We start from the raw sequence: 23116 nt of genomic DNA, 5'->3' as shown, positions 1-23116 counted from the left end.
ACCGGTGCGCTAGGCCGCCCGGTCCGTCACGCCGACGGTGCGGCCGGAGGCTGAGTCGGCGTGGACGCCTGCCGTATCAGCATGATGATCCCGCTCACCACCATCACCAGCAACACCACCGCCCCGAACGGCACCGCCAGCATGAAGGGCCACCGCCAGCTGAGCATCCGTGCCAACAGCGCCCCAGCCACGGGCCCGAGACCGAGCCCCAGCACCACCGCGCCGGCGACGAGTGGCGCCGCCCACACACGCCGTGGGCCCGCCTGCGCGACCAGCACGGCCGTCACGCCCCAGGCCAGACCGGCCCCGAACCCGGCCACCGCGCGGCCGAGCAGCAGCGAACCGCTCCCCGAGGCCAGCGTGATCAGCACCGATCCGGGAACCATCAGGGCGATCGCGGGCAATCCGACGGCGGTCGGCCACCGGCGGCCGAGCAGAGCGCCGATCGGGACCGCCAGTAGTGCCGGCAGAAGGTAGGCGACGAAGACCCAGAGGATCGCCGAGGCCGGCAGACCCATGTCCCGCTGCATCGCGGCCCATTCCGGCCCGACGGTGAGGGTCAGCAGGAAGGCACCCAGCGAGGCGGCGAGTGCGGGCCCGATCAGCAGCCAGGCCGGGCGTACGCCGGGGCGCGGGCCGTGCGGAGAAACGTGGTCGGCGGTACCGGGGAAGGACGGGGTCACCCCCGGGAGTGTACGGACGCGGTTGCGCGACAGGTGACGGTACCGGCGGTCGGCGAGGATCGGTCAGTTCGGCGTCACCGGCTCCGGCCGTCGTTCCCTGGCCCGGCCTGCTGACTACCCTTCCAGACTTGGCTACGGGCCCAGGCGCGAAGCGTTCGTCCGGTAGCCGTCGGAGGGTCACGGTACGGCGGAGACGGCGAAGCGTCCGACGTACCGGCGCTGCCAGGGTGTCTCGACGGCGTGCTTGTCGTAGTGCCGTCGGACGAATCCGACCGCCTCGTCCGCCGGTACCCCGTCGAGCACGGCGAGGCAGGCCAGCGCGGTACCGGTGCGGCCGCGCCCGCCGCCGCAGGCCACCTCGACGCGTTCGCTCGCGGCGCGCTCCCACGCCTCGCGCAGCGTCTTCGCCGCCTGCCGGCGGTCGCTGGGCAGCCAGAAGTCGGGCCAGCGCAGCCACCGGCTCTCCCACGCGACCGGCGGTGGCGTGCGACCCAACAGGTACACGCCCAAGGTTGGCGGCGGCCCAGCCGGCAGGGGCCGGCGCAGGCCACGGCCACGCACCAGGCGCCCGGACGGCAGGCGGAGGACGCCGGCGGCGGGTTCCCAGCCAGTGATCGACCCCATGATCAGCACGCTCCCGCATGTGAGAGATACCTCTGGACGGCGATCATAGGAACCGGCTTCGGGTGTGGTTTTCCGCACCCTACTGACTGTGTTTTTGCCGCGGCACTGACTGTGTTTTGCCGCGGCGAACGCGATCGACCCGAGCGGTCACTCGGCGGGGCACGGGCCGGGTCCACGCGCGGCGCGGACCCGGCCCGTGCCGGACCATCACGGAATGAACCTTTTCAATCTGGACCGCCACGGCGGCCACGCACCGCGTCCGACCTCGCGGTCCGCCGGACCGCAAGGGGAGGTTGAAAAGCTTCTATGATCAGGTCGCGGTGCAGCTCTGGTCGGTGCCCCGTTGCTCCTGCCGGGGCGAGCAGCCCGGGCCGGAGGGCGGCGGGCGGGCGCCTACCGGTTTCCGACTCAGAAGTTGACGTCGGCGCACCAGTAGTAGGTCTGGTCGGAGTGACTGGCCTTCCAGATGGTGTAGACGATGTGCCGACCGCTGCGCCCCGGCGCGCTGACGTTGATCGTGTTGGAGACGCCGTTCAGCACCGGGTCGTTCTCCCGGGTGCCGGCACCCGGCGCGTACCGGCCGGTCTCCCGGACCAGTTCGAGGTTGTTCCAGCCCAGCCGCTGGGTGAGCGGGTTGAACCCCTGCCGGGTGACGTAGATCAGGAAGTAGTCCGCCCCGTGCAGCGCCTGGTCGTGGACCTTGACACCGAAGTTGGCGCCGACGCTGGTGGCCTGCCAGTTGCCCGGGTTGTCCAGCGCGGCGTACCGGACGCCGCCGGTCTGCCCGGCGCTGCAGAGTTGTCCGTTCGGCACGGCGGCCTGGTGGTTGCCCGCGACGCCGTCGCGGTAGAGGCCGTTCCAGTTCCACATGGCGTTCGGGTCGGCCTGCCAGGCCTGCCAGCACATCGGGTCCTGGGTGGCCATCGCCGGGTTCTGGAAGTCGCTGCCCCAGCGCTTCCAGCAGCCGTAGTTGCGCGAGGCCGGGTTGATCGTCGAACCGTGCGCGCTCGCGGTGTCCTGCGTGACCACCAGGGCCACGGTGAGCGCGACGGCCCCGGCCACCGCGAGAGCGACGAGCCGCAGGACCATCGAGGCGCGATGCCGGGCCGGGTTGAGTTGTTGGGCGAGTGAAGACATGGGAATCCCCAGACGTCGATTGCACGAGCGAGTACGCGGGAGGCTGCCCGGCGCTCCCGCACCAACCACCCGGCTCCGGCGGCGGTGCCCTGAACAGAGATTCACATCGATGCATGCAGCTTGTCAATAGTTTAGAGAGCAAACTATGTAAGGAGGAACCAGAGCTACGACATCCTCGCGGTCGAGCTGAGACCGGGCGGCGAGATGGGTCGAGCACGACGAGCGCGACCGCCCGGTAGTCACGGAGATCCACTACACCTGCGCCGCGGACGACGGCGACCCGGCGCACGACGACGAGGTACACCCGGGACGGCCGGGAAGGCGTGGAGTATCTGTTACGGTCGATGACGTGGCGACCCATCCGCAACCGCCACTGCTCCGAAGCATCTGCGACGGAGAGGAAGCGCATCGATGAGTGCACTGTTCAACGCCCTGCGCGAACGGGTCGAGGTCAACGCGCGGCACGCGGTCGAGACGTACACCAACGAGGTCAGCGAGTACCAGGCGATGTCGCCCGGCGTCGATGACCGCATCGGGATGTACGACTTCGCGGTGTTCATCCGGCGCCGGTCGCTCGACCTCGCCGCGGCCGAGCTGCCGCTGACCGAGGAGGACCTGGCCGGCATCGCCACGGTCGGCCGCCAGCGGGCCGAGGTGGGACTGTCGGTGCCCTCGCAGCAACAGGTACTCGGCCTGCACACCGCGATGATGGTGCGGGAGGTGCACGATCTGGCCCGCCCCGAGGACGTCACCGACCTGCTGCGGATGGTCGGCTGGCTCGGTACCCAGGGCGTCCGGGCTCGAAGCGCCTACCTGCGCGGCTACACCCGTGGCGTGGGTGGCGCGCGGGTGTTGTCGACGCGGCTGGAGATCCTGGCCCGTACCCTGCTCGCCGACGAGCCGGTGGAGCCGTTCGTCGCCGACCTGCGCCTCGCGGGGCAGTACCATATTTCGATCTTGAAGATGGCGCAGCCGACGGCTTCGGAGACGCAGTCCGAGGTGGTCGCCGCGTTCGCCGCGGACCGGGTCCCGGTGACCTGGCTCGGCGCCGACGAGTTCGCGGTGCTCACACCCGGCACTACTCCGAAAGCGAAGATCCTTCAGCGGATACGCCATGCGGCGGCGCTGATCGGCCAGCCCTGCGGCGTGGGCTCGGCGGAGGGCGTGGTGGGCGGACTGGCCGAGACGCTGGCGTGGGCCCGCGAGGCGAGCCGGGTGGCACCGCCGCAGGATCGTCCGGAGCGGCTGCCGGAGATCGCGGACCTGTTCGTGGAGATGGCGGTGGCGCGCACGCCGGCGCTCGACGGGTGGCTGCGCAGCTACGCGAAGGCGCTCTCCACCGGCCCGGACCTGGTGGCGACGCTGCGTGCCTACTACGCCAGCGACATGAACCGGACGAGCGCCGCCGCCGCGCTGCACATCCACCCGCGCACGCTGGACTACCGGCTGCGCCGCGTGCGCGAGGTCACCGGCATCGATCCCGGCTCGACCGTCGGGGTCCGGCTGCTGAGTGCGACGGTAGCGCGGACGCTCGCCGTGGCGCACTACGCGGACTGACAAACGTCACCGCAGACTTACGCACCGCTCACGAAGACGCGCCCCGTCCGGTGCCGAGACACTCTGCGCCATGTGGAGGAGACTCATACGTGGCATCGCGGCGCCGGCCGTCGCACTCGCGATGCTGCTGACCGGGACCGCACAACCGGCCCGGGCCAACGCCGACGGCATCAGCGGTCCGATCGTGGACGCATCCTTGATCGCCTGGAACATCTACCGGTCGGGCGGTGCGACGCCGGAACAGATCGTCGAGTTCGTCCGGATCGTGACCGGCGCGCTCACCGGTCTGCAGAACGAGGTGAACGAGCACATCGACGGCATCGAGGCGGCCGAGGTGCTGGGACACGCCGCCTCAGTCAAGATCGACATGCTCGACTACCACAACTTCCGGGACAACGAGATCCTCCTGGAGATGTTCGCCATGGAGGTCGGCCGCTACGCGCAGAACGCGAGCAACAAGTACGAGGCGGTCGGGGTGAAGGCCAAGGACCAGATCGGCCTCGGCGCGCAGGTGCTCTACCCGATCCTGCTGGCCGCGCGCACCGACGCCGGCTGGACCGGTGGGCTCAGCGACATCGCAGCGGCGTACCGCCAGCTCAACCAGAAGATCGTGGCCGACCTGGAACCGACATGCACCCGGGTCAGCGACCCCGAACCCATTCCGGGCCGGATCTACGTCCGTCACGAGTGCACGGCGGCCAACGGTGAGAAGGCCTCCGCCGTCGACCACAAGGTCGGCGACACCTGGCACAGCGGGCCGGTCAACCTGGAGAACCTCAAGCTCGAAGCCGCCAAGGACTCCAGCTGGGCGGCGGCCAAACGCATCCTCGCCGGACAGGGACAGTAGGAGAGCAACGTGAGAAAACGACTGCGCAACTGCCTGATCGCCGCCGGCCTGGCCGTCGCGGTCACGGTGGTCCCCGCCGTACCGGCCCAGGCCGCACCGCGCACCGGTGACGTGCAGGCCATGGCCCTCGACTGGGTCAGCCTCGTCGTCCAGGTCGCCGGGCACCTGCTGTCCGGCGGCGGCTCCGAGGACGCCTCGCTGAAGGCGGCGGTCCAGGAGATCGTCGCCGCCGTCGAGGCCGCGAAGAACGACATCATCGCCCACACCGACCTGATCGCCAGCGCCGAGGTGCAGGCCTGCGCCCGCCAGCACACCATCGAGTTCGCCGACATCGAGAACATGTCGAACACGGTGCGGCAGCTCTGGGCGCAGAACGCGACGGGCTGCGCGACGCTGGCGACTGCGTACGTCACCACCGTCCAGACCCCGCAGGCGGTCGACAACATCGGCCATGTCCTGCCCGCACTGTTCGCCATCGTGGTCGCCGCTCGGGGCCGCGCCGGCCTGCCCAACGGCATCAACCTGGTCATCCAGGACCAGATCCGCAGCTACGAGGCGGTCGTCGCCAAGCTCACCCCGACGGACTGTGTGAAGAAGGGCCTCAAGGAACCGGGCCTCCCGCGCGAGAAGTGGTGGGAGTGCACCGCCTACAACGGCGACTGGGGCCAGTCCCAGTGGGTCACCGCCCCGGCCGAGCCCGTCCGCGCCCAGGCCGAGAACTCCGCCACCCGCAACACCAGCCGACCCACGGCCTTGTCCGCCCTACCCCAACTGCGCTCGTTGGGAGTCTGACCCGTTCTTCCCGGCCGCATGGTGTCGATCGACACCATGCGGCCGGAGACGGCCCGGACACCGACGAGCCCCCCAGCCCTCCCCCGAGCCCGAGCCCTGGCCCCAGCACGCCGACCTGGCGCGCTGGGGCATCGTCGTTGGACCTTTTCCACCTGCACCGCGCGGCGCTCACGCACCGCGTCCGACCTTGAGGTCCGCCAGGCCGCAAGGAGAGCTTGAAAAAGCCGGTCGCCGGCGGCGTAACGTTCCGGCGCCCTGCGGGCAAGTCCCGGATGAAGACATCGTGCCATCGGCCGGGTGGCCGGTCGGCGGCTGCTCACCGACGACGACATCACCCGGCTGGAGGAGCGGATCGACGCACAGACGGCCATCCGGCGGATGCTGCCCGCCATCGACGAGCTGACCGAGGGCGAGCGGGCGGTACTGGAGTTCGTCGCCATCGAGGGACTCACCGTCGGCGATGCGGCGGCGGCCCTCGGCATATCGACCGTGTCGGCGCGGGTCCGCCTGCACCGCGCCCGGAAGCGCCTACACCGGCACCCGCCCGGTGTCGGCGCAGTGACGCATCACCCGATCATGGAGGTACCACGGTGAAGGACTCGACGTCATTCGAAGACCGGCTGCTGGCCGTACTCGAGACCGAGATCGCGCAGCGCGAGGCGGCGCCGGGCGCCGTCGAGCGGCGCCGGGGCATCCGACCGGCGCGGGTCGGTGCGCTGACAGGTGCCGGGACGCTCGCCGTCGGCGCGGCAATCGGCATGCCGGTGGTGCTCGGCCAGGACGCGGGATCGGCGGCCTGGACGGTCGAGACCCGTGCCGACGGCTCGGTGGAGGTGAAGATCTGGGAGCTGAAGGACCCGGCAGGGCTGGAGCGCAAGCTGGCGGAGGCGGGCGTCCCGGCGTACATCAGCTTCGCGCCCGCCGGCACGGTCTGCAGGCAGAAGACCATTCGTACTGACTTCTCCCCGTCCGAGAAGGGCTTGGAAAGCAACGGGTACGGCTTCATCGTCCATCCCGGCCGGCTGGATCCGGACGAGCGGTTGGCGCTGACCGCGTACGCCATGGACAGCAGCGATGAGCTGGCCGCCACCCACGTCAACGTCGTTCCGCTCGACGAGGAACGTTGCAGGATCGTCCCGCTGGACGCTCCAGCCGAGAGCACCGGTCCGACCCCGACACCCGGCCGGTAGGCACCGACCGCCCGACACGCAGTCTGACGGGGCGGCCGGGCTGGCGAACCAGTCCCGACCGCCCGCGTGGTGGCCACAGGCGTTGGCTACAGGTCGAGCGGCTCGACCCAGATGTTGCGGTACTGGACCGGGTTGCCGTGGTCCTGCAGCCGGATGGCGCCCGAGGCCGGACCCTCGGGCCGGCTGCCGCCGGTGGGGCCGAGGATCTCGACGTCGTCGTGCACCCTGACACCGTTCCACACCAGCGTGACGCGCGCGTTCTCGACCTTGTTGCCGGCCGCGTCGTAGCGAGCCTGCCGGTAGACGATGTCGTACGTCTGCCAGCGCTGGGGCGGCAGCGCCGCGTTCACGTCGGGAGCCTTCTGGAGGTATATGGCTGCGGCGTCGTTGGTCTGCGGCGGGTCGATCCCGAACGAGTCCAGCACCTGGATCTCGTAGCGGTCCTGCAGGTACACGCCGCTGTTGGCGCGCGCCTGGCCGGTCACGTCCGGCGGGTACAGCGGCAGGTTGAACTCCACATGCAGGCGGAAGTCGCCGAAGGCCTGCACCGTACGCAGGTCTCCGTTGCGCACCGTCATGGCACCGTCGGCGACCGTCCACTCGGGTTCACGCCCGTCGCTGTGCTGCCATTCGGCGAGTTCGCGACCGTTGAACAAGGTGATGCGCGTGCCGTGCGGCCGGACGGCGAGCACGTCGAGGTTCACGTGTCCGGAGTCCGTGGCCTCCTTGCGGTACTCGATCACGTTACGGCCCCTGCCCAGGCGCACGGTCGTGGTGACCGTGCCCCACTCCTCCCAGGTCACGGTGGAGGGGAAGACCGTCTGCTCCACCCGTTCACCGTTGACGTACAGACTGAGCTGCTTCTCGCCGGAGTAGGGGTTCGGACCGTTGCTGTAGCGCATCGCCAGGTCGTATTTCCCGCTCGCCCGGACGTCGACGGCGATCCTGGTCGACGAGCCGTCCTGGGCGAACCCGGCGGCGAAGCCGGCACCGGAGTAGCCGGCGTGGTCGGTCGCCATGCCGACACCGGCGGTCCGGCCCTCCTCGGCCTCGAAGAACGTCTGTGGCTGCACCACCCGACCCGGGATCTCGTTGAGCGTGTACCAGGCCTCGGTGTTCCACAGCTCCTCACCGTCGGCCGAGGTGAACGGGCGAGGTGAGCGCAGGTACACCACGCGGTTCTCCTTCAGCCCCGGGATCCTGAGCTTGACGGTACGGCGGTCCCGCGACAGCTCGGCCCTGGCGACGTCGAGCGTCTCCAGCTCCAGCTTGGGCCCGCCGTACTGGCTCGTCGCACCGTACCGCCACTGCGTCACCTGGTAGGCATCGGCGAGCTTCTGCGTGGTCTCGGTCGACAGCGGCTCGGTGTACTCCAGCTCGAACCCGACATGCGACGCGCGCATCTGCTTGATCTCGAACACGGAGCTGCGGTTGGGCGTGAGCTTCTGCAGGCCGTAGGTGAGCTTCCCCTCCTGGCCCCAGTTGCCGCCGGCGCCCAGGCCGCCCACGTAGATCGCGCCGTCGGGGCCGAGTGCCACCTCGTTGACGCCGGACTCCAAGCCCTGCGTGTGCCGGAACACCGCGCCCTGGTACTGGCCCTCGATCCTCTCGAGGAACACACGCTGCAGGCCGCCGTAGGTCACGTCGCCGACGACCAGCTGCCCCTGGTACGGCCCCTGCCTCAGCAGCACCGGGGTGGATGGCGAGTTGGCGATCTCGTTCTGCGGAAGCCAGACGATGGGACGCGTCACCGGCTTGTCGTCGAACGGGCCCGCCGGGGTGGTGTAGTGGTTGTAGAAAGCGCCCTGCTTGATCTCGACCAGCTTGGACGCGGGTAGCCAGCCTCCCTGGTTGTCGGTGGCGAAGACCTCGCCCCGCGGACCCCAGCCGATTCCGTTGGGCGTACGCAGCCCTCCGGCGACGTACGTGATCTTCCCGGTCCTGGCGTTCACCTTGATCGAGGTACCGCGGTTCGGCGCGGGCTGGGGAACCGTGGTGGCGCCACCCAGGTCGATGGCGACCGACAGGTTGAGGTAGAAGTATCCGTCCCGATAGAGCAGGCCGAACGCGAACTCGTGGAAGTTGCCGCCCCACGGCCAGGTGGCGACCGTCCGGCGGTTGTCCGCGGCGCCGTCGCCGTCGGTGTCGCGCAGGGCCGTCAGCTCGTGCTTCTGGCTGACGTACACCGTGCCGCCGACCACGGCAACGCCCTGGGGTTCGCGCAGCCCTTCCGCGAACTTGCGGTAGGTCACCTGCTCGGGGCCGGTCTGGCCGGTGGCGCCCTCGACCACGTAGACCTCGCCGGTCGCGTTGTCGGTGCCGCCCCAGGTCGAGATCACCAGGTCGCCGTCGGGCATGAAGGCCATGCCGGTGACCTGTGGCTGGACCCCCTGTGGACGCAGGTCGGTGAGGGTGTAGCCGGGGTGCACCCGGTCGAGGGGCAGGCCGTCGCCGGCCGAGTCGGTGGCGCCCTCGCAGTACTTCCACCCCGGCGCCGTGACACGCACGACGCCCGCGTCGGTGCTCAGCGCCGAGGTCGGCACGACCTCGAAGTGGTCGGCGCCGGGGACGCGCCACTCGAGCCGCAGTACCTGGCCGCCGCCGTTGTCGAAGAACTCGACGAACAACGGGTGCAGGCCGGCGCTCAGGGTGACGGGCCCTTCCGCGGAGGTCTCGCCGTGCAGACCGTCGTGGTCGACGACAGGCTGGTCGCCGATGGTCAGCCGTGACCCGTCGTCACTGGTGAGCCGGAACGTGTAGCTGCCGTCGACGGGCGCGGCGAGGTTGGCGATGACGTGACTGACGAACCGGTCGGAGAGGCCGAACTCGTCGGTGGTGGTCCAGTTGATCTGCGGCATGAGCTTGTCGACGTTCGGCGTCTGTGCCGGTTTGAGGGTGCACAGCGCCGCCAGCGGGGTGCCCATGTCGAAGGAGCGCAGGGTGACGCCGGGTTCCTGCGGGGGGATGTCGGCGGCGACGGGCGCGGCCGTGGCCGGGGTGACGGTGGCGGCGGCAGAAAGGATCGCCAGAGCGGCACCCGCGAGCGCGGCGCGACCGCGCGGGTGCCGTCGGTTCGGTGCGGTCACGGTTCCTCCTGATGAGTGCGGATCCGGCAGATGCGGTCGGGCAACTTTCTTCCGATGGACCGGTCGGGTCGATCTCGCAACACAAAAGATAGGTCGCTGACAGTACCACTTTGGATCTTGCTAACGAAACTTTCGGAGGAATGAGTAAAAGTCGCCCCAGGTTTTTTGTACCGCCGTTATATAACGATGGTATGCTGCGTACATGAGTCCTCGACCGGCCGATCCCAGGGTGCGTACGATGCTGGTCGAAGCGGCCGCGCGAGTGCTGGCCCAGGAGGGCCCCGCCGCGTTGACCAGCCGCCGGTTGGCGGCGGAGATCGGCTCCTCGACGATGGCCGTCTTCAGCAGGTTCCAGAGCATGGCCGAGGTTCGGCGGGCGGTCCGGGAGGAGGCGTTCGGCCGCCTCAACGCGCGACTCGACGCGGTGCCGGCCTCGGACGACCCGGTCGCCGACCTCGTCGCGGCCGGCGCGGTCTTCTTCGCCAGCGGCGTGGCGAACCATCACCTGTACCGGGCGATGTTCCTCGACCCCCCGCCGGAGGACGACAACCTCGGCGCCGCCACCTACGAGCGGCTGGTCGCAGTGATACGCCGATGCGTGACCGCCGGCCGCTTCCCGGCCGCGCGTACGTCTCTGGTCCCGGTCTGGGCGGCCCAGATATGGAGCATGCGACACGGCATGGTCACCATGACGGTTGCCGAACTCCTGCCGGACGAGCAGGCCCGGTTCGTCCTCGACGACATGACCTTCCGGCTGCTGGTCGGCTACGGCGACGACCCGGCTCGGGCGAGGCGGTCGATCGCGCAGGGAAACCGTGCCGCAGCCGCAGGTCAGACACATCCACAGTGAAGGGAAGCCCGATGCGGTCCGACAACAACCCAGACAGCGACCGCCCCGCTCCGAAGGCGGCGGCAACAACGGTATGGGAGCGTACCGGCGGCCTGACCGGGCTGATCCAGTCGTCCCTGCCACCCACCGTGTTGGTGATCACCAACCTGTGGTGGGGCCTGTACCCGGCGATAGCCATCGCCGTCGGCACCGGCGTGCTCGTCACCCTGGTGCGGGTGCTGCGTCGCCAGCCACTGCGTCCGGCGTTCGGCGGGTTCGTCGGCGTTGCGGTCTCCGGGATCCTCGCCGCACGCAGCGGCGAGGCTCGGGATTTCTTCCTGGCCGACATCTGGTGGTACTTCCTGGCGTCCGTCGCCCTGGTCATCTCGATCCTGCTGCGCCGGCCGCTGGTCGGGGTGCTCTGGAGCGCCACCCAGGGAGTCGGCATGTGGTGGCGCCGGGACCGTCCGTCGCTGCGACGGTACGACATCGCCACCGCCGTACTCGCGGCCGTGTTCGCGGCCCGGTTCGTCGTGTTGCAGCGGCTCTACGAGCAGAACGAGGTCGGCTGGCTGACGGTCTCGAAGATCGCGATGAACTATCCACTATGGGCGGTGGCGCTGGTCGTCGTCGTCTGGGCCGTACGCCACGCTGACCACCGCCTCGGCTACTGCCGTAGTCGTTGACGCGACCCGCTCGCCGCCCTCGATCGGGCGGAGTTCGGCGCTGACAGGGCCACCGCTGTCGCCGATCGCCGTGACACCGCCGATGACCCACCCGGTGATGTGGTCCTGGAAGCGGCCCGCTACCAGGCCCGGCGCGTCGTCGACACCGCGGCGGCACTCAGGGCCGGCCGCGCCGACTGACTCAGGGCCACGGCAGACGCCTGGGTGTGCGCGTCCGGCAGCCAGGAGTGCAGCGGCAGTGCGCGGGTCCACGCCGTATCCAGGACAACGGACGGCGCCTCAGGTTTCCGGGACAACGCCTCGATCCGGGTAGCAAGGCACCCGACAGTTCTGCCGTCGCGGCCGGGTACACCATCGCCGCCGGGCATCGTGGCTGCCCTGGTCGCGGGTGTTCTCGGGTTGATCGACTGGCTGGCGATCCCGGCCAGCGCCCGGGGCCAGTCCGGGGCGGTAGTCAACCGGGGCGCCGCGCTGTCGCCCGGCCAACCCCGTGGTCGCGCAGCTCGTCCAGCCCGGACTGCGCCCTCCCGTCGAACCGGTCGAGTAGGGCCCGGGCCGCCTCGACCTCGGCCGGCAATCGCCGGCGGCGCCGCAGCACCCAGCCCAGTTCCCGGCCCGCGTCGACGAGCGCGTACCGCCCGTGGGGCATGCGCCAGACCTCGCTGATCGTACGCAGGACCACCGGCACGGGACGCCGGAGAGCGGCGGTGAGGAGCCGGTTGCGTGCCTCCAGCCGGTGCCGGACGCGATGGACCCGGTCAGCCGCCAGCGGAAGGTGGTGCACGACCAGATCGTGGACGTAGGCCAGCCCCCAGCCCGCCGCCGCAAGGTCCAACGCCAGCAGCGCCTCTTCGCCGTACACCCGTAACCTCGGGTTGAAGCCACCCACCTGCTGGAAGGCCCGGCGGCGCACCGCGGTCGCGCAGGCCAGGAAACCCAACACCGCCGGACCGGGCAGGTCTAACGGCATCCCGAGCGGCTGTTCGGCCATTGCCGCCGACACCGGGTCGAGGCGCCGCTGCGGACCGACCCGTACCTGTGCGGTCAGCAGCCCCGCCCTGGGATGAGACCGGAAGAGCCGTACCGCCTGGTCCAGGGCGCCGGGCGCCCAGTAGGAGTCGTCGTCGGCGAAGGCGACGACGGGGCTGCGGGCCAATTCGACGCCGACGTTGCGGGCGGCGGCACCGGCGTTGTGATCGAGCCGGACGACCCGAACCTCGGGGAAGCACGCCGCCACGGCTTCCGAGGTTCCGTCGGTGGAAGCGTTGTCGACCACGATCACCGGCGCCGTGTGCCGGGCCAGTGTTGCCAGGAGTTGGTCCCGCCGATTGCGGGTGGCCACCACCACCGTCACGTCGCGCATGATCGGGCTGGTACCCCCATCCCGGTCCGCTCATGTCAGATGGTCGATCCTCCTGGGTCCTTCCGTCACCCTGACAGGACAGGCGGCCCGGCGGTGGTCAAACCGCCAGATCGGCGACCGGATTGCTTCGCCTGACGCGGTTGGCGGGTCTCCTCGTCCACCGCGATCAGCTCGGGTCGTCAGGGCAGAATCCAGACGGTGTCCGTGGCGGACGAGTACGCGGGGCAGGCAGGTTTGGTCGGATAGATATGGGGCATCGGAGGGCATGGCGGCCGACGCTCTGCACCCGCCGTTGCCGGCGCATCTGCAGGTCGAGATCACCTCGGCATGCAACCTGCGCTGCGTCATGTGCCTGGTGCGGTACCGGCCGCCGGTGAACAGGCTCGCCGGTGCCATGCGGCCGGAGCTGTTCCACCGGCTCCTGGACCAGGTGCCCACCCTGAGCCGGCTGACCCTACAGGGACTCGGCGAGCCACTCCTGTCGCCGTACCTGATGGAGATGATCACGGCGGCGGTCGATCGGCGGATCACCGTCGGCTTCAACACCAACGCCACCCTGCTCACCCGCCGACGGGCCGAAGATCTGGTGGACAGCGGTGTCGACTGGCTCCATGTCTCGCTCGACGGCGCATCGACGAGCACCTACCAGGCGGTCCGCGACACCGCCGCCTTCGACACCGTCGTGTCGAACCTCGCCGGGCTCGTCCGGGCCAAACGCGCCGCCGGCCGCAGCACCCCGTGGGTTCGGGTGGTCTTCGTCGCGATGCGCGACAACGTCGCCGAACTGCCCGACCTGGTACGCCTGCTGGGCCGCCTCGGCGTGGACGAGTTGCACGTGCAGAACCTGTCGCACAGCTTCTCGGACACCGACCCGACCGGCCGCTACCACGAAATCCGCCGGTTCACGATGGAGCAGGCACTGTGGGCCGGGCAGGACGGCGACCGGGCGGCCACCGTCTTCGACGAGGCGCGGCGGGTGGCGCGGGACCACCGGGTACGGTTGCGTCTGCCGCGCCCGGGCACGCCACCGGTGACCGGGGTGTCCGACGGCCGGGGCTGCTCGTGGCCCTGGGAGGCGGCCTACGTCACCAGTACGGGCGTGCTACAGCCCTGTTGCATGGTGATGGGCGACGACCGGGTGTCGCTGGGACGGTTGGCCGAGCAGAGCTTCCCCCAGATCTGGTACGGCGATGCGTACCGCGAGTTCCGTCGGCGTCTCTCCGGCAACGACCCACCCGACGTGTGCCGGGGTTGTTCCCTCTACCGGCACACGTTCTGACCTCGGACGTCAGTTTGCCCGAGCCAGTGCGTCGCGCAGTACCGCGAGCATCACCACGCCCGGGTCGGCCTCCGACACGTCGGCAACCTGATCGCCGCCGACGTAGGCGTCACCGGCCATCAGCCCGGCCACATCGACCCGCAGATATCCGGTCGCCATCAGGCGTTCCGCTTCGCCGGGTGGCGCATCCGGGCGCACGTCGGTGCCGGGCTGCTGCACGGCGGAGACCGTCCCGACGGCTTCGCCTGCAGCGTCCACCACCGACATTCCCGTGTTGGCCCGGGCGATGGGCAGCGGCTCGGTCGGCATGCCGGGCACGGCCGGCTGGTGCGGATGCATGCCTAGCTCGTTCCCACGGCCTGCCAGGACGAAACCGAAGCTCTGTCGTCACTCCGCGAGCCATCGGCGAACCAGTGCGAAGTCTGCCCCGGTCAAGCCGATGTAGGGGTCGATGCGATGCAGCAGGGCCCGCGACGGATGCTCGGCCGAGACCCATCTCCGGTCGGCGTCGGTTATCTCGTCGTCCAGCCAGACGAACGGACGTCCGGCCGCCCACCGGGTCAGGCACGTCGTCTTCCAGTGCAGGCCGTGCCGCGGCTCGTCGTCCGAGTCGGGCCATTGCACGACCGGCAGTTCCGGGAGGCCGATCCGCGGCGAGATGACCTCGTTGGCGTCCGCCATCCAGGTCGTCGCCCAGACGAGCTGGCATCCCAGGTCCAGGAGCATCCGCCCGTCCTCCGGACGGAGCCGGTCGAGGAGCGGATTCCCCGTTGTGTCCGGTGGAGTCGACTCGGCGGGGCCTGCGGGACGTCCAGGGCTGGCGGGCCGTGCGGCCAACGGGATCAGTGGTCCGTCCACGTCGAGAAAGATCAACGGACGGTGCGCCGGGCTCGACACCATGACGCGAACCTACAACCACCGCTCAACGCCGGTCGATCAGGCCAGACCCCTGTCTCTGCCCTTCTTGATCTTCCTGGTGTCGCGGAGTTCGACGAACGGTTCCTCGTCCTCAGGGTGCCCGCCGGCGATGGCGCGGCCGCGGTGCAGTTCGGCGTCGAATTCGGCGCCGAGCAGGACCGCCAGGTTGGAAATCCACAGCCAGACGAAGAAGATGACGACGCCACCCAGGGTGCCGTAGGTCTTGTTGTAGGTGCCGAAGTTGGCGACGTAGAGCGCGAAACCGGCCGAGGCGATGATCCAGACGACGACGGCCACCAGCCCGCCGGGGGTGATCCACCGGAAACCGCCTTGACGGGCGTTGGGGGCGGCCCAGTACAGGATGGCGAACATCAGGCTGACCAGCACCACCAGGATCGGCCATTTGGCGACGTTCCAGCCGGTGATCAGCGCCGAGCCCGCGCCCAGGGCGTCACCGACCCACTCGGCGAGCTTGCCGGTGAAGACGACCATCAGAGCGCTGACCGCGAGCAGGATCCCGACCACGATGGTCACCGCGATCCGGATCGGCAGGGTCTTCCAGATCGGGCGCCCCTCGGGTACGTCGTAGATGGCGTTGGACGCGCGCATGAACGCGGCGATGTACCCGGACGCGGACCACAGCGCGACGACCAGACCGATGACGGCGAACAGTCCGGCCGTGCCCTGTGCCTCGATGAGGTTGCGCGCCCCGGTCTTCAGGATCTCGCCGACCGGGCCGGGCGCGATCCTGCCCATGTCGTCGATCAGCGGTTGAAGTACCGAGTCGCCGATCAGGCCGAGCACCGAGACCAGGACCAGTAGGCCGGGGAAGATCGACAGGACCGCGTAGTAAGTGAGCGGCGGCCCAGTCGGTCAGGCGGTCGTCGCCGAACTCGCGCACGGTACGTCGCAGGACGCCCCACCAGCCCCGTACACCGAGCGTGGTGGGCTGGTCCGGAGCCTGTCCCGCCCCGTGCGAGCCGGCCTGCGACGCCGACGGGCCCCGACCCGCGCCGGTCGGTTCGCCGTCGGCGGTCCGGTGGTCGCGATAGGCGCGGTCGGTGCTGTTGTCCACCATCGCGGAGCCTGCCTCTCAGGTTTCGTAGCGGGCTGTCTCTACCGCGACCGCCACCGCCGCAGCCGGGCACCGGGTTTGGACGCGCGGCGACGGCGCACCAGCAGCACCGCTGCCAAGGCGGTGGCGAGCCCGGCCAGCACGCCGACGTACGGCGCCGGCCGCTGCCGCGCCTTTCCGACGCTGCGCCGGGTGGCCTCCCTGGCCCGCACGGCGGTGACCTGGGCGGCGTCCTTGGCACGCACCACGGCCACCTGGGCGGTGTCCGTCGCTCGGTCCTTGACCTGCCCGGCTTGACCCCTGACCTCGGCGACCTTTTCCTTGGCACGGGTCTTGACGTCCGCCCGCGCCGCCAGATGCTCGACGGTGTCGCCCAGCTCGGCCCGGGTCTGGGCGATGTCGGCACGGATCAGGTCCGGATCGTCCGTCGGCGGTACAGCCGTCACGCCTGTGGCGGTGGTGCGGGTACGGCCGCTCTTACCGGTACTCGTGCTCATCGGTGTGCCCTCTCCTTCACCTCGTCGATATCAGCCCTGACGCTGCGGACCGCTTCCTCGGGGACCGGTGGGCTGGCCTGCCGCACCTGCCGGCGGCCCACGAGGGCCAGTCCGGCGGCCGCGGCGAAGAGCACCACGGACACGATCAACGCGGCCAGCCAGCCGGGCATCGCCTCGGCCATCGCGAGGATGACGCCGGCCAGCAGCGCCGCCACCCCGTACAGGGCGACCAGCCCGCCGCCGCCGAACAGGCCGGCACCGATGCCGGCTCTCTTGCCCTTCTCGGTCAGCTCCGCCTTGGCCAGCGCCAGTTCGTCCCGGACCAGGCGCGAGATCTGCTCGGCGGCCTGGCGGACCAGTTCGGCGGTCGGGGCCTGCGCGGGACCAGCCGAGCCGTCCCGGCTGAGGTCACTCATCTCGTCCGCTCCCTTCCTCTGACGGACGGATATGCCCCACCGCGGTCCTGCTCAAAACGCCCGGCTGCCGGGCCGCCGTCGCTCCGGGCAACGCAGGTGTGACGGACGGACGAGGCGACTGTGCACGGAGGACGGTCCGGGTCGGTTTGTCGGCCGATCCGTGCGCCGCCGCGCCGTGCTGCCAGCGCCGCCACGTGGCTCCAACGACGCCGAACCATCCAGCGGGGATGTAGGCCAGCATCGATAAGGCGCTCTCCAGGCACGCCCCTGAGCTGGGCAAAGAATCCTAGTACCAGCGACGCGCGTCGCAGTAACCATCGACGTTCATCGTCCAGTACATCTGCAACAACAGCACCAACCAACAATGGACCTTTTTCAACCTGAACCGCGCGGCGCCCACGCACCGCGTCCGACCTTGCGGTCCGCCGGACCGCAAGGGGAGGTTGAAAAAGGTTCAATGGACACGCACCCAATCCTGAACACCGACGCGCCCACCGCTTTCGCTCATCGCTTCCGCCCGCCGGGCCGACTGATCGTTTCCCAACGATTCAACTTCTGGATACGTCGTCGGTCTGGACCGGGTTCCCCTGGCGGAGCCGAACAGGACGTCGTCCCAGCTCGGTGGCCGCGGACCCGTCCGCCGGGAGGTGCAGCGGCCGGCGGCGGAGTCCACCCACCTTCTGTAACGAGGCCGTGACCTTTGGTAGAAGCTGGCGAACCGTTCCGCTCCGCGCATGTTCGTCTATGTCTCTTTCTGAACGAGTTGGTTCGATAAATGGCGCGATCGATCACATTGGATTAAGAACAGGTTGCTGAGGCGTTGCGGGCGCCGGCACGGTCGTCTCCAGTCCGAGTCGGCGCACCGGCGCACACCAAGCAGGCGGCTACGCGCAGGCAGTACGGCACGGATCCGCCGTACTTGGCAACAGGATCCCCGTGAGGAAGGACGAGACATTGACGACCCGACAGGCCGGCAGATCGGTCGGAATCATGAACAACACTCGACATGGTGAGGTATCGACGTCCCGTCGGCGCTCACTGGGTCGCGTCCTCATCGGCGCCCTGACCGCGGTGACGCTGATTCCGGTCGCCGCCGTCGGCGGCGGATCACCGGCGAGCGCGGCCACCAACCAGTTCAGAGGGATGAACTGGGCCGTGCTGGGTGACAACTTCAGCACGGGCCCGCTCGTCATCCAAGGCCTGAGCCAGTCCGACAGCAACGCGACCGTGCGAGCCAAGGCCAACGCCCTCTATGACGACATGGCGACCATGGGGGTCAACACCGTCCGGCTGCCGATCAACACCCACACCGTCGGCACGACGTGGTGGAACAACTACCGGGGCGCCATCGACGCCGCCACCGCCCGCGGATTCAAGGTCATCCTCGCCTATTGGGAGGACGGCGCCGCCTCCGGCGGCAGGATCACGAACCTCGCCGCGTGGAACACGATGTGGTCCCGCGTGACCAGCACCTACGGCTCCAACACCAATGTCTACTTCGAGCCGATGAACGAGCCCCACGGCTACAGCTCGGCGGACTGGCGCAACGTCGCGGCGAACTGGCTCAGCTACCACTACTCGGCGGTGCCCGGTCGGACGCTCATCGGCGGCACCGGCTACAGCCAGGACCTACGGGACGTCTGCAACGACAGCCGCTTCAATGGAACGTTGCTGTCCTTCCACCACTACGCCTTCTTCTACAGCCCGATGACGTACGACGCCTTCCGAAGCCACATTCAGACCCGCCTCGGGAACTGCGCCTCCCGCGCGGTCGTGACCGAGTACGGCGCACCGATGTCCACCGGCCTCAACTACGCCGACGCGAGCAGCACCGACAACTTCGTGCGTCACATCCGCGCCGTCACACAGGTCATGCGTGACAACCAGATGGGCGGCACCTACTGGCCCGCGCTCGGCGGCAAGCCCACCGGAAGCCTCGGCTACGACCATTACTCGATGTTCGCCCTCAGCGGCAGCGGCACCAATCTCAACCTGACTGTCCGCAATGCGTCCGGCCGCGACCGCATCCGTTATGGCTGGGGACTATAGATCGGCTCCACGCCACAGTGAACCCTTTTCCGCCTCCCCTTGCGGTCCGGCGGACCGCAAGGTCGGACGCGGTGCGTGAGCGCCGCGCGGTCCAGGTTGAAAAGGTTCAGTCTGAACCAGCGATCGCAGAATGGTCGCCGACGGCAGCTTCGCAACACCGCACCAACCAGCGACGGTTGGGCATCGCCGTCCGACGGTCGTCTCCACCGGATCGCGGACTCGTGGTACAACGCGCCCCCGGCGCCGAGCTTCGTGCGCGGTGCCGGGGGCTGGCCACGGCTTCACGCCGACTAGTCCGGATCGCTGGTCAGCTCGACGACCCTCAGCGCGACGGGAAGCGGCCCCGAGCGCAGTTGGCTCACCAGCGCCTCCGCCGTCGACCGGGTGAAGTTCCCGACGATCTGGGCGTCGCCGGTGAGTACGGCCTGGATCGCCGGCGCGGAGACCACCACGTCGTCCACCACGATGGCCACCTGGTTCGCGCCATCCCCGGCACCTGACGCCGTCCTGGTCATCTCGGTGAACCGCTGCTGCCCGACCGAGGTGAAGCCGATCGTCACCACCCACTGACCATGTGTCTCCAGGGTCGCCGTCGCCTTGCTGACGTCCACCGCCGACAACGCGGCGGAGTCGAGCAGATACCTACTCGGCGGCTCGGCCCGGTCGCAGGTGGCGGTCCGTTCGCCCGGCGCGGTGAGCACGTCGACCGGGCGAGCCAGCAACTGCGCACAGGTCACCGTCGGCACCACATATCCCATCTCGGGCGGCAGCACCGCGACCTCAGCGCCGGAGAGCGCCGCGAAGGGAGTGAGCGCCTCCCTCGTCACCGGATCGATCTGTTCCGGAGCGGGCCGATCCCGGACGAGCGACTGGGCGACCTCGTACGCCCGACCGAGCTTGGTGATCACCTGGTCCCGGCTGGGCGGCGGTGCGGTCGGCGGGCCTGGCGCCGGCGGGGTGCCGGCGGCCGAGGCGTCGGGTCGCTGCGTGGTGGTGGCGAGTACGCGACGGAACTCGAGTTCGCCGACGGCCACCAGGGCGCGCAGTTTCTCCTCCTGGTGGGCGCCGGTCACCCGCACGACGATCCTGTGGTCGCCGGACCGCTGCACCGACGGATCGGCCAACCCAGCGGCATCGGCCCGGTCCGCGAGTGCCCGCCTGGTCCGTTCGAGCGCGTCGTCGGTGGCGGGGGCGATCGCCTCCACGGTGATCGTGGTGCTGCCGCGGACGTCGCGGATCCGGTCACGGACCACGACGGTCAGCAGCGCGATCCCGGCACCGCAGAGAACGACCAGGGCCAGCCCGCCCGCCACGAGCACCGCGACGACCCTTCGCCTGCCGGCCGCCGGCGGGCCGGACAGGCCCGCCGACGGCGTCCCGGTCGGTACTGACGAAGGTTGACCGTGGTCCATGGGACGGAGCTTACTGAGCCTCGGCCACCGGACCGTCGGTTGGCTGGTTGAGGCGGGCGAGCTTGCCGCGTACACCGTCGAAGTGGGCGTGCATCGCCACGGCGGCGGCGGTCTTGTCCGCGGCGGCGATCGCGGTGTAGATGTCGCGGTGCCGGCGCGCGACGTCGGCCGGGGTCTCGTCCGGAGCCCCCAGCTCGTCGCGGAGCTGGTAGAAGACCTCCCAGAACGCGCCGAGCAGGCGGCCGACCAGCGGGTTGCCCAGCGGCCGGTAGAGCAGTTCGTGGAAGAGGCGGTCCGTCTCCGGCGAGACGATGCCGGCCAGTGCCTCTGCCTCCATCCGCTCGGTCACCTCGGCGACCGGCGCCAGATCGAGCTCCTGCGGCCGGTCGATCAGCCGCTGGACCAGCCCGCTCTCCAGGACCTCGCGGATCTCGGTCAGATAGCCGAGGTCGTTGCGCCCGTCCTGCAGGGTGATCCGGCTGTGGAACGCCAGCTCGTCGACGAAGCCGGTGAACGACATCCGGCCGACGAACATCCCGAAGCCGTGCCGGATGTCCACGATGCCGACCGCCTGTAGCGCCTTGAGTGCCTCCCGCACGGAGTTGCGGCTGATTCGCAGGTCCTCCATCAGCTCCGACTCGGTGGGCAGCGGGTCCCCGGCCGCGAGCCGGCGTTCGAGGATGAGGCCCTTGACCGCCTCCTGGACCTCGACCGCGCGGCTCAGCCGCGGTCGGGTCCGGCGGTCGGGCGCGGCGGGTTTCCGCTGGGTCGGGCGGTCGGTCATGACGTCCCGCCCGGGCGACGCCGGCCGGCCGGGCGGATCGGGGGCGCATCCAGACCAGACGTCCTACGACGACGCTCGGCGGCCCGCCGTGACGCCGCTGTGACCGCCTGTCGATCATGGCGAAACCGTGCTGACATCTCCAGGTAACCCTCTCTTGACCCGAGGACTGATCGGCCTCTAGCCTCCAGTCTAATGCCAACATGGGATGTGGGACGTCCAACTTCCATCGCACACATAACTGCCGACGCCTTGTAGGAGGCACCGTGAGCGCCCCGGTATCTCGGCCCGTTTTCAGCCGTCGCGACTTCCTGCGTTACAGCGGAGCGCTGAGCGCCGCGGCGACCATCGCGGCCACCGTCTCCGCCTGCGAGTCCGGCCCCGCCTCGACCGGTTCGGTCGGTGCCGCCGACGACAAAGACCTGGTCACCGCCGTGATCGGGTACGGCAACGACCAGAGCTGGGACCCGACCATGACGGCCTCGGCCTTCTCCATGGCGGCGATCGGGCACATCTACGAGGGGCTCGTGGAGACCGACCCGATCAGCCGCGAGCCGTACCCGGCACTCGCCACCGCGTTGCCGACCGACCCGGCGGCTACCTCGTGGAAGCTCACCCTGCGTCAGGGCGCGAAGTGGCACGACGGCCAGCCGGTCACCGTCGACGACGTCGTCTTCACCTTCCAGCGGATCCTCGACCCCCAGGCGAAGGTGCTGCTCTACAGCTTCTTCGGCGCCTGGCTCAAGGAGGTCAGGAAGGTCGACGACGCCACCGTCGAAGTGGTCCTCAACTTCCCCTTCCCGGACGCCCTCAAGCGCCTCGCCATCGCCAAGATCATGCCGAAGCACGTCTTCGGCGCACCGGGCGGCTGGGACGCGGCCAAGGGCGGCAAGGCGGTCGGCTCCGGCCCGTACCGGATGACCGCGCACAACCCGAAGTCGAACACCACCTTCGAGGCGTTCGCCGACTACAACGGCCCGCGCAAGGCCCAGTTCAAGAAGATGAACTGGCTATCCATCGTGGATGCCGCCGCCAGGGTCGCGAAGATCTCCGGTGCACATGCCGAGGCGCAGATCGCCGACAACATCCCCTATGCCAACATCGCCCAGCTGAAGGAATCCGGGCTGACCGTCGAGGGCGGCAAGGGCATGAACCACATGTTCCTGATGTTCAACACCGGCACCAAGCCGTTCGACGACGTACGGGTGCGGCAGGCGCTGCTCTACGCCATCGACACCGGCAAGATGATCGAGGTCGCGCTCAAGGGGCACGGTACGCCGGCCACCAACTTCCTCAACGAGCAGAACCCGTCCTACGCCAGGGCGAAGACCGTCTACAACTACGACCCGGACAAGGCCAAATCGCTGCTTGCCGCCGCCGGCGTCACCAACCTGTCGGTCACGCTGATGGCGGTCAACGTGAGCTGGATCAGCGACTGCCTGCCGACCGTCGCGAACTCCTGGAACGCGATCGGGGTCAAGACGACGCTCCAGCCACAGGACACCAGCGCGCTGTTCACCAAGATGGACCAGTCGCAGGACTACCAGGTGGTCGCCGCCGCCTCCAACCCCAACCAGTTCGGCATCGACGCCGACCTGATCCTGCGCTACAACTACACCTCGGGCGGCACCTGGATGAAGTACACCCGGTGGGACACCAGCCCGGCGGCGAAGACCATCTTCGACCTGATGGACCAGGCGATCCGGGAACCGGACGAGGCGCGGAAGCTCGCCCTGACCCGCCAGTACCTGGACATGGTCGCCGAGCAGGCGGTGCTCTACCCGGTGGTGCACACCGAGCTGATGACCGCGTGGGACCCGAAGAAGATCTCCGGGATCCGCCCGCAGCCGTACCCGGGGTTCAACCTGCTGCAGGCCCAGCGTCGCTGATCCCAG

22 protein-coding genes are annotated in these 23116 nt (G+C 69.6%); 10 read left to right on the top strand and 12 right to left on the bottom strand.

Features of this window, described 5'->3' with window-relative positions; genetic code table 11:
- Nucleotides 1-26: 26 nt before the first annotated feature.
- From ACQEVC_RS28090 to ACQEVC_RS28080, 3 genes are all read right to left on the bottom strand, one after another.
- Complete coding sequence (locus ACQEVC_RS28090) at nt 27-683, bottom strand: MFS transporter (RefSeq protein WP_432883225.1); 657 nt, start codon at nt 681-683, stop codon at nt 27-29.
- A gap of 177 nt (nt 684-860) precedes the next feature.
- Nucleotides 861-1307: a protein-tyrosine phosphatase family protein gene (locus tag ACQEVC_RS28085; protein WP_432883223.1), complete on the bottom strand. Its 447-nt coding sequence runs from the start codon at nt 1305-1307 to the stop codon at nt 861-863.
- A gap of 408 nt (nt 1308-1715) precedes the next feature.
- A complete protein-coding gene (locus ACQEVC_RS28080) occupies nt 1716-2444 on the bottom strand; it encodes a lytic polysaccharide monooxygenase auxiliary activity family 9 protein (RefSeq protein ID WP_432883221.1) in 729 nt (242 codons plus the stop codon).
- A gap of 411 nt (nt 2445-2855) precedes the next feature.
- On the opposite strand from ACQEVC_RS28080, the gene ACQEVC_RS28075 reads away from it, so the two are divergent.
- From ACQEVC_RS28075 to ACQEVC_RS28055, 5 genes are all read left to right on the top strand, one after another.
- Nucleotides 2856-4001, top strand: coding sequence for a PucR family transcriptional regulator (locus ACQEVC_RS28075; RefSeq protein WP_432883219.1), 1146 nt, complete (start codon nt 2856-2858; stop codon nt 3999-4001).
- A 70-nt stretch (nt 4002-4071) separates the two neighbouring features.
- Complete coding sequence (locus ACQEVC_RS28070; protein ID WP_432883217.1) at nt 4072-4848, top strand: hypothetical protein; 777 nt, start codon at nt 4072-4074, stop codon at nt 4846-4848.
- Nucleotides 4849-4857: 9 nt separating this feature from the next.
- On the top strand, nt 4858-5640 hold the full coding sequence (locus ACQEVC_RS28065) for a hypothetical protein (protein WP_432883214.1): 783 nt from the start codon (nt 4858-4860) through the stop codon (nt 5638-5640).
- A gap of 297 nt (nt 5641-5937) precedes the next feature.
- Complete coding sequence (locus ACQEVC_RS28060) at nt 5938-6234, top strand: RNA polymerase sigma factor (protein WP_432883212.1); 297 nt, start codon at nt 5938-5940, stop codon at nt 6232-6234.
- A complete protein-coding gene (locus ACQEVC_RS28055; protein WP_432883209.1) occupies nt 6231-6830 on the top strand; it encodes a hypothetical protein in 600 nt (199 codons plus the stop codon). Before ACQEVC_RS28060 ends, ACQEVC_RS28055 begins: the two co-directional genes overlap by 4 nt.
- Nucleotides 6831-6916: 86 nt before the next feature.
- Here ACQEVC_RS28055 and ACQEVC_RS28050 read toward each other — a convergent pair whose 3' ends face one another.
- Nucleotides 6917-9916, bottom strand: coding sequence for a family 16 glycoside hydrolase (locus ACQEVC_RS28050; protein ID WP_432883207.1), 3000 nt, complete (start codon nt 9914-9916; stop codon nt 6917-6919).
- A 202-nt stretch (nt 9917-10118) separates the two neighbouring features.
- Between ACQEVC_RS28050 and ACQEVC_RS28045 the strand changes: the two genes are divergently transcribed.
- The gene (locus tag ACQEVC_RS28045) at nt 10119-10766 is read left to right on the top strand and encodes a TetR/AcrR family transcriptional regulator (protein WP_432883204.1); all 648 of its coding nucleotides are present in this window, start codon (nt 10119-10121) and stop codon (nt 10764-10766) included.
- Nucleotides 10767-10777: 11 nt separating this feature from the next.
- Nucleotides 10778-11431 (top strand): DUF3159 domain-containing protein, encoded by a 654-nt coding sequence (locus tag ACQEVC_RS28040; protein ID WP_432883201.1) that lies wholly within the window; start codon nt 10778-10780, stop codon nt 11429-11431.
- A gap of 454 nt (nt 11432-11885) precedes the next feature.
- On the opposite strand, the gene ACQEVC_RS28035 is transcribed toward ACQEVC_RS28040, so the two are convergent.
- Nucleotides 11886-12794: a glycosyltransferase family 2 protein gene (locus ACQEVC_RS28035; protein WP_432883199.1), complete on the bottom strand. Its 909-nt coding sequence runs from the start codon at nt 12792-12794 to the stop codon at nt 11886-11888.
- Between the two features lie 265 nt (nt 12795-13059).
- Here ACQEVC_RS28035 and ACQEVC_RS28030 point away from each other — a divergent pair, with 265 nt between their 5' ends.
- A complete protein-coding gene (locus ACQEVC_RS28030) occupies nt 13060-14073 on the top strand; it encodes a radical SAM/SPASM domain-containing protein (RefSeq protein WP_432883197.1) in 1014 nt (337 codons plus the stop codon).
- Between the two features lie 9 nt (nt 14074-14082).
- Here the strand turns inward: ACQEVC_RS28030 and ACQEVC_RS28025 are convergent, their stop codons facing one another.
- The 5 genes from ACQEVC_RS28025 to ACQEVC_RS28005 form a co-directional block, all read right to left on the bottom strand.
- Nucleotides 14083-14382 (bottom strand): hypothetical protein, encoded by a 300-nt coding sequence (locus tag ACQEVC_RS28025; protein WP_432883195.1) that lies wholly within the window; start codon nt 14380-14382, stop codon nt 14083-14085.
- Nucleotides 14383-14460: 78 nt separating this feature from the next.
- The gene (locus ACQEVC_RS28020; RefSeq protein WP_432883193.1) at nt 14461-14973 is read right to left on the bottom strand and encodes an HAD domain-containing protein; all 513 of its coding nucleotides are present in this window, start codon (nt 14971-14973) and stop codon (nt 14461-14463) included.
- A 36-nt stretch (nt 14974-15009) separates the two neighbouring features.
- Entirely contained in the window at nt 15010-15795 is a 786-nt protein-coding gene (locus ACQEVC_RS28015) for a YihY/virulence factor BrkB family protein (protein WP_432883190.1), read from the bottom strand.
- A gap of 312 nt (nt 15796-16107) precedes the next feature.
- Nucleotides 16108-16563 carry a DUF3618 domain-containing protein gene (locus tag ACQEVC_RS28010; protein WP_432883187.1) on the bottom strand — a complete coding sequence of 152 codons (456 nt, stop codon included), beginning with the start codon at nt 16561-16563 and terminating at the stop codon, nt 16108-16110.
- The gene (locus tag ACQEVC_RS28005) at nt 16560-16979 is read right to left on the bottom strand and encodes a phage holin family protein (RefSeq protein WP_432883185.1); all 420 of its coding nucleotides are present in this window, start codon (nt 16977-16979) and stop codon (nt 16560-16562) included. Before ACQEVC_RS28005 ends, ACQEVC_RS28010 begins: the two co-directional genes overlap by 4 nt.
- Before the next feature lie 936 nt (nt 16980-17915).
- Between ACQEVC_RS28005 and ACQEVC_RS28000 the strand changes: the two genes are divergently transcribed.
- Entirely contained in the window at nt 17916-19028 is a 1113-nt protein-coding gene (locus ACQEVC_RS28000; protein WP_432883183.1) for a glycoside hydrolase family 5 protein, read from the top strand.
- 290 nt (nt 19029-19318) lie between these two features.
- On the opposite strand, the gene ACQEVC_RS27995 is transcribed toward ACQEVC_RS28000, so the two are convergent.
- Together ACQEVC_RS27995 and ACQEVC_RS27990 are read right to left on the bottom strand one after the other, a co-directional pair.
- Nucleotides 19319-20347, bottom strand: a complete 1029-nt coding sequence (locus ACQEVC_RS27995) for a SecDF P1 head subdomain-containing protein (RefSeq protein ID WP_432883179.1) — start codon at nt 20345-20347, stop codon at nt 19319-19321.
- A gap of 103 nt (nt 20348-20450) precedes the next feature.
- The gene (locus ACQEVC_RS27990; RefSeq protein WP_432883177.1) at nt 20451-21224 is read right to left on the bottom strand and encodes a FadR/GntR family transcriptional regulator; all 774 of its coding nucleotides are present in this window, start codon (nt 21222-21224) and stop codon (nt 20451-20453) included.
- A gap of 263 nt (nt 21225-21487) precedes the next feature.
- Between ACQEVC_RS27990 and ACQEVC_RS27985 the strand changes: the two genes are divergently transcribed.
- Nucleotides 21488-23110 carry an ABC transporter substrate-binding protein gene (locus ACQEVC_RS27985; RefSeq protein ID WP_432883174.1) on the top strand — a complete coding sequence of 541 codons (1623 nt, stop codon included), beginning with the start codon at nt 21488-21490 and terminating at the stop codon, nt 23108-23110.
- The last annotated feature ends 6 nt before the right edge of the window (nt 23111-23116 follow it).

It is taken from the genome of Plantactinospora sp. CA-294935, assembly GCF_050936445.1.
GTDB lineage: Bacteria > Actinomycetota > Actinomycetes > Mycobacteriales > Micromonosporaceae > Plantactinospora.
The sequence above is the reverse complement of the archived record's forward strand: the minus strand, read 5'-3'. Positions and strand labels throughout refer to the sequence as shown.